Source organism: Coprococcus sp. AF38-1, from assembly GCF_003603945.1.
GTDB lineage: Bacteria > Bacillota > Clostridia > Lachnospirales > Lachnospiraceae > Coprococcus > Coprococcus aceti.
In genome coordinates, this window is record NZ_QVGO01000006.1 from 280566 (window position 1) to 294565 (window position 14000).

Here is a 14000-nt window from a genome sequence, read left to right on the forward strand (position 1 = left end):
CATATTAAAGAGAGGAGCGATTATGAGACCACTTAATCTTACGATGTCGGCATTTGGACCATATGCGGGAGTCCAGATGCTTGACATGGCCCAGCTTGGGGCTGAAGGCTTGTATCTTGTGACTGGGGATACAGGTGCGGGAAAGACCACGATATTCGATGCCATCTGTTATGCGCTGTATGATGAGCCGAGCGGAGCGAGCCGTGATGCGAGGATGATGAGATCAACGTATGCCGATGTGGACACAGATACCTACGTTGAACTGACATTTGATCATATGGGGAAGACTTACAGAGTTAAAAGAAATCCTTCCTATGAGAGACGTAAGAAAAAAGGTGAAGGAACTACCCTGCAGGATGCAGCTGCAGAACTGTATCTGCCGGATGACTCGGTCATCTCCAACAGAACGAAGGTAAATTCATATCTTCAGGAATTGTTGGGTGTGGACAGAGAGCAGTTTTCGCAGATATCCATGCTTGCCCAGGGTGAGTTCAAGGAACTGTTGGTGGCGGAGTCCGGGGACAGGCAGAAGATATTCAGCAAACTTTTTCACACATCAAGGTATTTTGTTCTGCAGAAACGACTTCAGGATGAGACGAGAAAGCTTCAGAGTGAACGGGACGATATGAAGAAGAGTATAGAACAGTATATATCTGGGATAGTTTGCGGAGAGGATGATCCGCTGGGAATCAGTGTGCAGAAGGCGAAGGACGGCCAGATGCCAATTGATGAGGTGATCACACTCATCGGAAAGCTTATTGAAACGGAGAAGGCACGAACGGATTTATATGAGAAACAGATAGGTACACTTGAGACCCGGGTTGGGGAACTTGACACGCTGATAGGCAAGGCACAGCAGACAGAGAAAGCCAGAGTACAGCTTGAAAAGGCGCATTTGGAGCTTGCAAATGTACAGAATGACAGAACTACTGCTGAGGCAGAGTTAAACAGGACAAAGGAAGCGCTCTCAGAGACGGAAGAGCTCCAGAGACAGGCGGCGGTTATAAATAACGAACTTCCAGATTATGAGAAACTGGACGAGAAGAGAAAAAATATCACAGACGAGGAACAGCTCCTGCAAAGGCAAAATGAGCAGGCAGAGAAGGGCAGAACGCTTGTAGCTGGCAAGCAGAGGATTATAGAAAAACTTAAGATGGATCAGGCCCAGCTTGCGGATGCGGGAGAGAAAATCGTGGCTCTTACGGCATCAAGGGAAAAGATGGCTGACGCTGTGGACTATCTGAACGGCATAAGCAGGCTGCTTGTGGAATACCATAGAAGAAAACAGACGGTTGCCAAAGCGCAGAAACAGTATCTGCTGGACAATGAGATTTATATCGAAAAGCAGGATATGTATGAGCATCTTAGCTCTTTGTACAGGAATGCCCAGGCGGGAATCCTTGCTAAGGATCTGAAGGAGGGACAGGCGTGCCCTGTGTGCGGCGCGACGGAGCACAAACTCCTTGCATCGCTGCCAAAGGAGGCTCCGACAGATGCACAGTTAGATGATGCGAAGAAGGATGCTGACAAAGCTCGCGACAGGGCAAATGCCAGTGCTACGGATGCAAAGATAAAGCTTGCCAGTGTCACAGAGATCAGGAACAGCATTATTGAGCAGGCTGGAAAGAAATTTGACGATCCGGAGGATATAGATGGTCTGCCGGAAAAGGTTGAGAAGAATATTGGATACTATAATGAGAAGATTGTCGACATTGACAGACAGCTGGAGTCCGAGCGAAAAAGAGTCAGCAGAAGAGATGATCTTGCCACAAAACTTCCGCAGGAGGAAGAAACATTGGCCGGTATGCAGACAAAGCTGGCAGACATTGAAAAAAATATATCAGCGCTTACAGCAAAGCTTGCCTCTGACAGAGAACAGGTGACTGAAATGGCTGCTGGTCTTAGATTTAACGATAGAAAAGAGGCAGAAAAACATATGAATGCTATTCTTGCCAGAGCGCAAAAATTGCAGAAATCGTTTGAGTCTGCCGAGAAGAGATATAATGAAGTCCTCCAGCGTATCAAAGCTCTGGAAGGACAGATAAAAGCTTTGACAGACACGCTGGAGTCTTCTGAAAAACTTGAGCTAGTTAAGCTTGAGGATGACAAAGCTGCGGTGAGAAATGAGCTTGGAAGGTTTAGACTTCTCATGCAGGACGGAAACAGCCGCATCCACGCAAATGAAACGGCGATGGCGAATATCGGCAGGAAGTCCGATGAACTTTCGGCAAAAGAAAAGGAATACGTCAGTGTGAAGTCACTCTATGATACCGCCTCGGGAAATGTATCCGGCAAGAATAAGATAAACCTTGAGGCATATATACAGATGTCGTATTTTGACAGGATAATCCAGCGTGCAAATCTGAGATTTCTGAAGATGTCAGATGGTCAGTATGAGCTGGGGCGTGTGACGGACAGCAGTGACAAGAGAAGCCAGATCGGCCTTGACCTCTGTGTTGTGGATCATTACAACGGCAGCAGACGAGACGTTAAGTCTCTTTCTGGGGGCGAGTCATTCATGGCTTCACTTTCCCTTGCGCTTGGACTCTCTGATGAGGTGCAGGCCTCGGCTGGCGGAATTCAGATAGATACCATGTTTGTGGATGAGGGCTTTGGATCCCTTGATACAGAAAAGACTCTGCCACAGGCATACAAAGCGCTGGTCAGCGTGACCGAGGGACGCAAGCTGGTGGGAATAATATCGCACGTGACTGAACTCAAGGAGAAGATTGACAAGCAGATAGTGGTGGAAAAGGACAGAACCGGCAGGGCGAAGGCGAGGCTGGTGGTGTAGGGATTTTAGTCATCTGAGTATTTAGATAAAATTTGCTCAAGTTTATTAAAGTCTACACATCTTTTTGTAAGGTTGCGATTTTTGTCGGGAAAATCAGTTATGAGAGAGTAGACTTTATTGGCTCTGTTGATTATAGTATCGGAATGATCTCGACACCAGGATAATTGTTTCTGCATAAGAATCTTTCGTTTTGTTTTATCTGGGGTATCGTGAGGGTTTAATTTCAGATTGACCTTAGATATAACTGAGTTGTTAACTGGAATCATATTGTTTAGATTGAGAATTCCTATGATTTTAGAAGAATACTCAGGATGCTTGCTGTTGTGGTCAAATACTTTGATGAAATCAATCTGGCTTTTCATATTTTCAAATTTCTTTTTGGGTGAGGTAAGGGGGATGCAATATTTCTGACCACCTATAAGAATGATTATTCCAAGAAATGGTCGTTTCTCCTTACCTACCTGAGGGGAGACTGACATTACGTTGTCATCTGCACGAGACAGATTTCTTATGTATTTTAAATCAATATAGTAAAAATTAAGGATATCCATTATCGCCTTTCTGAGAATATAAAAGAGCTGTGCTAAAATGCACAGCTCTTAAAAACCTTTTTGCATGGTAGGGCTCCCATAAAATTGTTCCATTTTGTATGGTAGAACATCCATATTAAAATTGTTCATTTGTTTTATATGGTAGAACACCCATCTCTTAAAGTTCCCATTTCGCATGGTAAGGTTACCATAATCATATCATACAAGAATTCTAACATTCAATAATGTTAGTGTCAATTAGAGCTGACTTATTTAGTAACTTATAGTGATCTGAGAATATCTTAAAAAGTGATCAATATCAAGTGTAATTACTGATATTTTATAAAACATTAATAAAAGTATACAAAGTGTAGAATAGTAGAAAAATGTTAGCTGTTTGCTTTACAAATCGGAGTTGATAAACAATAATGGTTCATGTATGAATGAATAAGGACGGTACACTATAATGGAACTTTTTGATATATGCGACGAACAGGGCAACCCTACCGGAGACACAGTGGAGAGGAGCGAGGCACATGCAAAAGGCATATGTCACAGGACTGCCCATATCTGGATAGCGAAGCAAGAGAATGGAAGGTATAAGGTTCTTCTGCAGAAGAGGTCGATGGATAAGGATTCTTTTCCCGGAAGGTATGACACTTCCTCTGCCGGACATATACAGGCGGGCGATGAACCGATGGAGTCGGCACTCAGGGAACTCGGAGAGGAGCTTGGCATCAAAGCTGAGGCCGCAGATCTTGATTTCGCGGGAACATTCAGGATCCGGTATGAGAAGGAATTTCATGGCAGAATGTTCAGGGACAACGAGGTGGCATTTGTGTTCGTGTATCAGAAACAGGTGGACATAGCAGATCTGACAATACAGAAGGAAGAGCTGGACGGCGTGAGCTGGTTTGATCTGGAGGAAACCTATGAGGCATGTAAGAACCATGACCAGAAGTTTTGCGTGCCAATTGGAGGGCTTGAGACGGTAAGGAAATACCTGAAAGAAAGAATACGTTAAAGTTACTGAAAGAATGTTGTGTGTAGTGGATAGTAGGAAAAATGCCAGGGCGTAAAGAAAGGCATTACATATAAAAAATATGTTGCCAGACTAGTTAGCTTGTGCTAACATAACATATGTTATGGAAAACGACAAGCGCAGTGAAACGATAAAAAAACTGAAAAAAGCAGGTAAAGAGGAATTCCTTAAAAATGGTTACCAGAGGGCAAGTCTTAGAATGATATGCAATAGTGCGGGAGTTACCACCGGAGCCTTCTACTTTTCATTTGAGAGTAAGGAGGCATTGTTCAAGGCGATACTTGAACCGCTTGTGAACCAATATGAAGCTATGCTTGGAAAACTTATGAAGGGGGAGATTGAGAACCCCGGCACGGGCGTGGATGCAGACAAGATCATGATGCAATTCCTTCTGACACATAGGGAAGAGGTAATGATCATCATGCATGGCGCTGACGGCAGCTGCTATGAGAATTATCACCAGAGGGTTGAGGAGTTCATGAGACATTCATTTGCGGCATATTACAGGTCACAGCTTGGATGCGAGCCGGATGAGACTTTGGTTCGCGTGCTGGCGAAGATGCGGCTTGAAGGAGCCATGGCGATACTGGACGAGGATGTAGATGTGGAGAAGAAAATGTATCTGACAGAAAAGATCGGCATTCATGCCACAGGCGGTACAGAAAAGTTGATAGAGAGTTTAAAGAAAGAGGTTCATCGATGATGAACCTCTTATTTTTACGAACATAACAAAACATGACAAATGTTATATTTCATAAGGAGGGGCCCACGTAAGTGGGAGGATTCCTTGTGAAGCACGCAAACGCCGCGCGCAGCGCCTCTCATGCGTTTGCACAATTAAAAGGCAGGAGGAAATGAGAAAATGGTTAGCACACAGAACAGCACAGCAGACAGGTCAAAGGTGGACATAACCGGAGTCCCGGAGACGATGCTCCAGACACTCTATGCCAGGGCGAAAGAATCAAGAAAGCCGGATCATGTCATATATGACGGCAAGGCTATAGAGATAGTGGACAGTCTGGATTATGACTTTTCACTGGCGGACAAGGATCTGGCGATGGGAAGCGGAGTTATAGCGAGAACCATAGTGCTTGATAAGCTTGTATCAGAATTCCTGAAGAAGCACAAGGGTGCTGTGGTTGTGAATATCGCCTGTGGTCTTGACACCCGTTGCTATAGAAATGAGGGTAAATATAAAGGCTGGTACAACATTGATCTCCCGGAGACCATGACTGTAAGGGCAAAGTTCCTGCAGGAGGACGGACCGGTGTACCAGATAGCGGAATCCGCCATGGACGGCAAATGGGCAGACCTGGTAGAGTATGCAGGTGAACCTGTGCTGGTCATCATAGAGGGGCTTACGATGTATCTCACAGAAGCTGATGTGAAGAAAATATTCGACATAATAGACAGGAAATTTACTCATGCTACGGTGCTCGTAGAGACTATGGCTCCGTTCATGGCAAAGCATATCAAGGAGAAATCCATCCATGGAAGCCATGCCAGGTTCTCCTGGGGCGTGCCAAATGGAAAGAAGCTGGCGGAGATCATACCGAAATACAGATACATAGAACAGCACAGTCTTGTAGAAGGAATGGCTGAGTTCATACCGGTATATAAAGTCATTGGCAAAATACCATTTGTCAGCAATATATCTAACAAGATAGTAGTGCTGGAAAAGTGATAAAAAAGTGTTGACATAAAGTTAAAAGCCATTTATGATACAGTAAAATGCAAATGACTTGCAAATTCAAAAAAGAGGAATATTATGGCGAGGGAGTATAAAACGAGAATAAGTCAGGCTATAGAGGCATTTGCTGCAGAGAGGCAGGACAGAGGGTTTTGCGCGGCTGATGTAAGTGTGTATTTGGATGAGAATGGCATAGATGCGAATACAACAACTGTATATCGCAATCTTGACCGCATGGTTACCCAGGACAAATTGATAAAGTATCAGAGTGCTGATGGTGGTTCAAGTATGTATAGAATGGAAAAGGCTGATCATAGTTGTCACGAACACCTTCATATGCAGTGTGTTAAGTGCGGAAGAGTCATACATATTGACCGCGATACCATGAATCACATAGCTAAAGGAGTTCAGGAGAGGTATGGATTTATGATCGACTGTGACAGATCGTCGATATGTGGTATTTGCAAAGATTGTCAGAGGCGTTGTGGAGTCGCTGTAGTCTAAACTAAACGTGATTGTTACAGATGGGATTGTATCGTTACGGTCACAACGAAAACTATATATCCCCAAATTCCTACAATGAAAAGGAGGTGTGCAGAATGAGTAAAAAGAGAATAATGTCATGGATTCTTATAGTGTTCTTTGTATCGGGAGTACTTTTCTCTTATGGCTATATTGCGCGCAATGTGGAGCATGACTGTACGGGGCAGGAATGTCCTATATGTATGCATTTGCAGCAGGCTGCACAGTTCCTTTCAAATATAAAGACAATGTCAACTACGCCAGTGTTCCTGGCGTTCTTAAGTGTGTTCACACTTGGAGTTGTATTGGTGTATACCCACGAGTATTGTACCGATACGCTCGTTTCCCTGAAGGTGGAATTGCTGAATTGATTTAAAGTACGGATATTGACTGAGAATTGCGTCTGGAAATACATCTAAAGATAAGGGCGAATACTTATTATTGGTGTTTTTTGATCTAGAGGCAGTTTATTAAATTTACCCAATTATAGGCATCAAAATATGCCTGTCAATTATATCAATCAATTCGGAGGTTTATTGATCATTATGAAAAATAGAATATTTGGCCTTGTTATGGCATCGGTACTTACTGTTTCAGCATTTTGCGGCTGCGGAGCATCAATGACGGCAGCAGATTCTGATCAGAAAGGAGGCAGTGCGCCTGAAAATGCGGCAAATGCTGCGGCGTACAGCATTGTATGTACGACTTTTCCTCAGTATGACTGGATCCGCAATATTATAGGCGGTGATTCCGACAAGTTTCAGCTTACTATGCTGCTCGATCAGGGGATGGATCTTCACAGTTATCAGCCAACTGCAGAGGATATAGCAAAGATAGCTGACGCAGATATGTTCGTGTATGTTGGCGGTGAGTCTGATGGCTGGGTGGATAGTGCCCTGAAAGAAGCGACTAATAAGGATATGAAGGTTGTAAATATGCTTGACGCTTTGGGAACTGCAGTCAAAGAGGAAGAGATAGTTCCAGGCATGCAGGCAGAGAAAGAAGAGGAAGGAGAGGAAGGCCCGGAGTATGATGAACATGTATGGCTTTCACTCAAGAACGCAGTGGCGTTGACGAATGTGTTGGCGGATAATATCCAGGCACTTGATCCAGATAATAAATCTGATTACATGGAGAATGCAGGCAAGTACGTTGATGAACTCAATGATCTTGATGGAAGGTACGAACTAACAGTTTCTAAGGGAAAACGTCAGGCAATTCTGTTTGGCGACAGATTCCCTTTCCGATATATGGCGGATGATTATGGCCTTACTTACTATGCTGCATTTGTGGGATGCAGTACTGAGTCGGAGGCAAGTTTTGAGACGATAACATTCCTTGCGCAGAAGGTGGATGAGTTAAAGCTTCCGGTTATTCTGACGATAGAGGGTGCAGATCACAGTATAGCAGAGTCGATAAAGAAGACAACAGATTCGAAAAATCAGGAGATTCTGACGATGAATTCGATGCAGTCTGTGACTGCAAAGGCTGTAGCTGATGGTGAGACGTATCTGAACGTGATGAAAGATAACCTGAATGTACTGTCTCAAGCATTAAATTAGAGCCATGTGGTAAAAGGCTGACATTGAAGGAAATAGAAGAGGAGAAAATAATGTCTTATATAACATGTAAAGACCTGGCAGTCGGGTACGACGGAAGAGCAGTTGCGTCAGGCCTTAATTTCAGTATAGACAAGGGAGACTATCTCTGTATAGTTGGAGAGAACGGAGCGGGAAAGAGTACCTTGGTAAAAACTCTGCTTGGCCTGTTGAAACCGGTTTCAGGAGAGATAAAGTTTGGCGATGATCTGACATCGCGTGATATAGGCTATCTGCCGCAGCAGACACCTGTGCAGAAGGATTTCCCTGCGACTGTATGGGAGGTGGCTTTGTCGGGAACGCTGCCTAAGTGCGGAGCACATCCTTTTTATGGCAGAAAGGAAAAGCAGCTTGCGCAATCTCAGCTTGAACGACTTGGAATGTGGGATATACGCAGGAAATGTTACAGGCATTTGTCGGGAGGACAGCAGCAGCGCGTCCTTCTGGCGAGAGCCCTGTGTGCAACTGAGAACCTTCTTCTGCTTGATGAACCGGTAACTGGCCTTGATCCTGTCGCAACGGCACAGTTCTATCAGATGATACAGCAGTTAAATGAAAATGGTGTGGCAGTGATCATGATATCACATGATCTGAGGGCAATAGATTGCGCCAGACATGTGCTTCATATGAATCATGGGGGCTCGTTCTGGGGCAGCAGAGAGGAATATAAGAACAGCAGATATTGGAACATCATTTCGGTAGAATATGAGAAAGGTGGTGGACAGAGTGCAGCTTGTTGATAAGTTAATTTACTATATGCAGTATCCATTTGTTAAGTATGCTCTTGTGGTTGGTATTCTTATAGCATTGTGTTCGTCACTTTTCGGTGCAACATTGGTTTTGAAAAGATTTTCATTTATCGGCGATGGACTTTCGCATGTTGCATTTGGAGCAATGGCGGTAGGATCTGTTCTGAAACTGACAAACAACACGATCATAGTGATGCCGGTGACTGTGGCTGCTGCAATTCTCATACTTATGTCGGGACAAAATGCGAAGCTTAAGGGGGATGCCGCGATAGCTATGATGTCTGTCGGTGCTTTAGCCGTAGGTTATCTGATAATGAATGTATTTTCCACGTCAGCAAATGTATCTGGCGATGTGTGCTCAACGTTGTTTGGTTCAACATCCATACTGACATTGACAATGGGAGAAGTGTGGCTGTGTATAGTTATGTCAATATGTGTAATAGCGTTTTTCTGTTTGTTCTACAACAGGATATTTGCAGTCACATTTGACGAGAGTTTTACCAGGGCAATCGGGAAAAATGCAGGGGCATATAATCTGGCGCTGGCGGTGATAATCGCTGTGATAATAGTGCTTGCAATGAATCTGGTGGGCTCCCTGCTCATCACGGCGCTTCTGGTATTCCCTGCACTTTCGGCAATGAGAGTTATGTATAGTTTCAGGTCAGTGGTATTATATTCGGCTGTATTGTCAGTTGTGGGAACTTTGACCGGCATGCTGGTATCCATATTATTTTCAACACCGGTAGGATCTACGATCGTTGCATGCGATATGGTTATATTTGCATTTAACAGTATAGCAGGGAAAGTGATGAGGAGATAAGAATATGTATATGAATAGAAATAGAAGAATGCATGGATGCAGACACAGATTTAAGCGATTGATTATGTCAATATTGGTGCTGAGTATGTTGCTGACTGTCACAGGCTGTGGTGGAGCATCTCAGACTGCGGGCAGTCGTTTGAACACACAGAATGCAGTGGATAAGGTGCTTAATCAGAAAACAGGCGATGGTGATGTGGAAAGCAAGTCGTCGGCGGGAGCCACAACAGAGACGACGATCACAACAGAGATGCAAACCACGACAGAGACAGAATCCGCATCTGTAACTGAGGCGACATCAGAACCAACATATGGGCAGGTCGTGAATGGAGACAGCTCAGTTATAGCGCAATACAAGTCTGAGGGTGTGGATGTGGATCTCACACTTATGGGAAGCGATCTTGTATATGCGACGGTATATCAGATGATGTCAAAACCTGAGGAATATGAGGGCAAGACGATAAGGATAGAAGGAAAGTATTATGCATCCTATTATCCGATAACCGACAAATATTATAATTATTGTCTCATAGCCGACGCTCTGGCATGCTGCAGTCAGGGGCTTGAATTTGAACTTGGTGGAGGTGCAGTATATCCAGGCGATTACCCGGCGGATCAGAGCCAGGTGATAGTGACGGGAGTATTTGAAACTTACACAGAGGAGGCTGGACAGACATTTTATTACTGCAGGTTGAGAGATGCAGAATATCAACTGGTATCTAAAGAGAATTAGGAGGCACATAGCTGCATCAAAACCAGGAATCACATAGAAAAATATGGCAAAATGACGCAAATATACTAAAAAGCATTAAAAATAGCTAAAAAATGATAAAATTACTTAAAAAAGAATTTGATATATTGTAAAAACTATGCTAATTTTGAATAAAGGTAAATATTCAGCCGTGCAGGATAAGAACAGCGGATTCGACATGCTTGCATGTAAGAATCAGGTGTTCTTATCCTGTGGTGACTCGAATAGAGTCACCGCCCCATACATTAAAATACACAGAAGGGATGTGATGAAGTGAAAGAGAAATACAAAGGTGTACAAAAACTCACAGACAATCCGTTCCTCAACCTCTATCATATAGATGCGGTTGACACGGCTGGAAAAGACTTCAATTATTACTTTGCTTCAAGGAATAAAGAGAACGACATCAAGATAAAGACCCACGATATAAAACCGGAAGGAATAGTTATATATGGAGTTAAGCTGGAAGATGAGCCGAAGCTGGTGCTCATAAGGCAGTACAGATACCCACTCGATACATATATATATGAACTTCCTGCAGGACTGGTGGATGGAGATGAGACTCCGGCGCAGGCAGCAGTCAGGGAGATGAAGGAAGAGACAGGGCTTACCCTTGATGTATATGAGGGCGGAGAAGAACTCTACAGAAGGCCATTCTATATGGGCCCGGGATTTACGGATGAGATGAGCAGTGCTGTATTTGGAACAGCTACAGGAACACCAAATCTCGACAGCAAGGAGAGCACAGAGGACATACAGGTCATACTCGCAGACCGAGGTGAGGTCAGAAGAATCCTGTCAGAGGAACAGGTGTCGCTCAGAGGAGCATACCTCATGACACATTTTCTGGCTGAGGGAGATCCACTAGAATTCCTGAGAAAATAGGAAGCGCTGAGCAGTGATTGCTCAAACAGCAGAACGTTCATAAAAGGGCATACTAAATGAGAAAAAAGAAGGAGAAGTAGAAAGATGAGTTACAGAGACACATATGATTTTTGGATGACAGATGATTATTTTGATGAGGACACCAGGAAGGAGCTTGCAGCCATAGCTGATGATGAGGCTGAGATCGAGGACAGATTCTATCGTGATCTTGTATTTGGAACTGGTGGACTCAGAGGTGTGATAGGCGCGGGAACCAACAGAATGAACTTCTACACCGTCCGCAAGGCTACACAGGGTCTTGCAAACTTCATTGTGAAGCAGAATGCGCAGGACAAGGGCGTGGCAATAGCATACGATTCAAGAAAGTATTCTCCAGAGTTTGCAGCAGAAGCAGCTCTCTGCCTGTGTGCAAATGGAATCAAGTCATATCTCTTTGAGTCACTCAGACCTACACCTGAGCTTTCATATGCAGTCAGAAAGCTTGGATGTACAGCAGGTATAGTTATAACAGCCAGCCACAATCCACCAGAGTACAACGGTTACAAGGTATACTGGGAGGATGGCGCGCAGATCACAGCTCCAAAGGACAGAGAGATCATCGCAGAGGTTAAGGCTGTAACAGATTTTCATACAGTAAAGACCATGGATAAGCAGGAGGCACTTGACAAGGGCCTTCTCACTATCATAGGTGCCGAGATAGATGACGCGTATATGGAGGAACTCAAGAAGCAGATCATTCATCCTGAGATCATCAAGGAGCAGTCAGAGAACATCAAGATCGTATACACACCGTTCCACGGAACCGGTCTTGTACCTGTAAAGAGAGTTCTGTCCGAGCTTGGTTTCAAAAACGTATACATTGTTCCTGAGCAGGAGCTTCCAGACCCTGAGTTCACAACGCTTGAGTATCCAAACCCAGAGGATCCAAAGGCATTTGAGCTTGCCCTCAAGCTGGCAAAGGAGAAGAATGCGGACATAGTTCTCGCTACAGATCCTGATGCAGACCGTCTTGGAATATACGCACTCGATACAAAGACAGGCAAGTATATGCCATTTACAGGAAATATGTCAGGACTTATAATCGCTGAATACCAGTTCAGAGAGAGAACAAAATGCGGTCTCATGCCAAAGAATCCGGCCATGGTCAAGACTATTGTAACCACAAATATGGCTGATCCACTGGCTGCAGATTACAATGTCAACCTCATCGAGGTTCTAACAGGCTTCAAGTTCATCGGTGAGCAGATCAAGTTCTTCGAGCAGAATAATTCATACAATTTCGTAATGGGTATGGAGGAGAGCTACGGATGTCTCGTTGGAACATACGCAAGAGACAAGGATGCTCCGGTTGCAGTTATGTGTCTCTGCGAGGCTGCTGCATACTGCAAGAGCCAGGGAATCACTCTGTGGGATCACATGCTTGATCTCTATGAGAAGTACGGATATTACAAGGAAGGCCTCTACACAATAACGCTCAAGGGTGTTACAGGAGCAGAGAAGATCCGCAAGATCATGTCCTCACTCAGAGCTGAGTCACTTACTCAGATCGATACACTCAAAGTTCTCAAGGTTCGTGATTACGAGAAGAACACGATCACAGATCTTGCCACCGGAGAGGTCACAGAGTCAGGACTTCCACAGTCCAACGTTCTCTACTACGACCTTGAGGATGGCGCATGGGCATGTGTACGTCCATCAGGAACAGAGCCAAAGATTAAGCTGTACTACGGAATCAAGGGAACAAGCCTTGATGACGCAGATGCAAAGCTTGAAGCTCTCCAGACAGCACTTGTTGAGAAGCTCAACAAGCTGGCAGAGTAGCATAAGTATAATATATAGCAAATACAAAAAAGCGCCGTCTGGTCTGGTGACCGGACGGCGCTTTGCTGTCCTTATACGATGACGTCGAACTGTATGTAGTCTCCCTGGTCGGTATTTACCGTGTCGAGATATATTTTACCATTGTACTTGTCGGTCAGTTTTTTCAGGTTGTAGAGACCGTAACCATGGCCATGTCTGTCTCCGGTTTTGGTGGTATATCCCGGTGAGAACATATTCTGGCGGAATTCGTTGGTTTTGACGGAACCCTTGTTTCTTGTTCTTATTTCTATCTGGTTCTGCCTGCTGTCCAGGTACAGATATGCAGTGCCAAATGGGGCGGTCGATTCAAGCGCATTATCGATCAGTATACCGATGATCCTGATCAGTTCATACTCCGGCATTCGGCTCTTCAGATCCCTGGATGCCACCTGGACTACGAGCTCCTTCTGATCCTTCTGTGCCTCCGTGATCTTGCTGTACACAAATCCGGCTACAACGCTCAGGTTGATCTTGAGCAGATCACAAATGGCCTCTGTAAAGGAATAAAAAAGGTCGGTTATATTACAAGTCAATTGCAGAAAATATAATTCTTTTAGTTAATACCACCATAATAAAACGGCTGCAATATACATCTGCGCAACAAAGTGATATAAATTGCAAGATTAAATATTGAATTTAAAAACTGCTTAATATATTATACAAATAACAATAAATTAGCTAAAAACAGCCTAATAAAATGAACGGAAGATAAATTGTGGATAGATAAAAAGGAAAAATCTGTGTGGCCTGTGAGGTCAG

The 14000-nt window shown here is 44.2% G+C and carries 14 protein-coding genes; 12 read left to right on the plus strand and 2 right to left on the minus strand.

Annotated elements, in window-relative coordinates:
* Positions 1-22 precede the first annotated feature (22 nt).
* Entirely contained in the window at positions 23-2794 is a 2772-nt protein-coding gene (locus DW025_RS10895; RefSeq protein WP_119999895.1) for an AAA family ATPase, read from the plus strand.
* A gap of 5 nt (positions 2795-2799) precedes the next feature.
* On the opposite strand, the gene DW025_RS10900 is transcribed toward DW025_RS10895, so the two are convergent.
* Positions 2800-3345 carry a type III toxin-antitoxin system ToxN/AbiQ family toxin gene (locus DW025_RS10900; protein ID WP_119999897.1) on the minus strand — a complete coding sequence of 182 codons (546 nt, stop codon included), beginning with the start codon at positions 3343-3345 and terminating at the stop codon, positions 2800-2802.
* Positions 3346-3790: 445 nt separating this feature from the next.
* Between DW025_RS10900 and DW025_RS10905 the strand changes: the two genes are divergently transcribed.
* The 11 genes from DW025_RS10905 to DW025_RS10955 all read left to right on the plus strand — a co-directional run bounded on the left by DW025_RS10905 (position 3791) and on the right by DW025_RS10955 (position 13202).
* Entirely contained in the window at positions 3791-4348 is a 558-nt protein-coding gene (locus DW025_RS10905) for an NUDIX hydrolase (protein ID WP_119999899.1), read from the plus strand.
* A gap of 121 nt (positions 4349-4469) precedes the next feature.
* A complete protein-coding gene (locus DW025_RS10910) occupies positions 4470-5069 on the plus strand; it encodes a TetR/AcrR family transcriptional regulator (protein ID WP_119999900.1) in 600 nt (199 codons plus the stop codon).
* Positions 5070-5228: 159 nt separating this feature from the next.
* Entirely contained in the window at positions 5229-6050 is an 822-nt protein-coding gene (locus DW025_RS10915) for a class I SAM-dependent methyltransferase (protein ID WP_117875457.1), read from the plus strand.
* Positions 6051-6134: 84 nt separating this feature from the next.
* Entirely contained in the window at positions 6135-6560 is a 426-nt protein-coding gene (locus tag DW025_RS10920) for a Fur family transcriptional regulator (protein ID WP_015534691.1), read from the plus strand.
* 95 nt (positions 6561-6655) lie between these two features.
* Positions 6656-6949 (plus strand): hypothetical protein, encoded by a 294-nt coding sequence (locus DW025_RS10925; protein ID WP_015534692.1) that lies wholly within the window; start codon positions 6656-6658, stop codon positions 6947-6949.
* A 174-nt stretch (positions 6950-7123) separates the two neighbouring features.
* A complete protein-coding gene (locus tag DW025_RS10930) occupies positions 7124-8140 on the plus strand; it encodes a metal ABC transporter substrate-binding protein (protein ID WP_119999902.1) in 1017 nt (338 codons plus the stop codon).
* Positions 8141-8190: 50 nt separating this feature from the next.
* Positions 8191-8916: a metal ABC transporter ATP-binding protein gene (locus tag DW025_RS10935; protein WP_119999904.1), complete on the plus strand. Its 726-nt coding sequence runs from the start codon at positions 8191-8193 to the stop codon at positions 8914-8916.
* Positions 8882-9745, plus strand: coding sequence for a metal ABC transporter permease (locus DW025_RS10940; RefSeq protein ID WP_055280263.1), 864 nt, complete (start codon positions 8882-8884; stop codon positions 9743-9745). Before DW025_RS10935 ends, DW025_RS10940 begins: the two co-directional genes overlap by 35 nt.
* A 10-nt stretch (positions 9746-9755) precedes the next feature.
* Positions 9756-10478, plus strand: a complete 723-nt coding sequence (locus DW025_RS10945) for a hypothetical protein (RefSeq protein ID WP_243104973.1) — start codon at positions 9756-9758, stop codon at positions 10476-10478.
* A gap of 291 nt (positions 10479-10769) precedes the next feature.
* A complete protein-coding gene (locus DW025_RS10950; RefSeq protein WP_118758550.1) occupies positions 10770-11381 on the plus strand; it encodes an NUDIX hydrolase in 612 nt (203 codons plus the stop codon).
* A gap of 84 nt (positions 11382-11465) precedes the next feature.
* Entirely contained in the window at positions 11466-13202 is a 1737-nt protein-coding gene (locus DW025_RS10955) for a phospho-sugar mutase (RefSeq protein ID WP_117550309.1), read from the plus strand.
* Positions 13203-13273: 71 nt separating this feature from the next.
* Here the strand turns inward: DW025_RS10955 and DW025_RS10960 are convergent, their stop codons facing one another.
* Positions 13274-13774, minus strand: a complete 501-nt coding sequence (locus DW025_RS10960) for a sensor histidine kinase (protein ID WP_243002957.1) — start codon at positions 13772-13774, stop codon at positions 13274-13276.
* Positions 13775-14000: the final 226 nt, after the last annotated feature.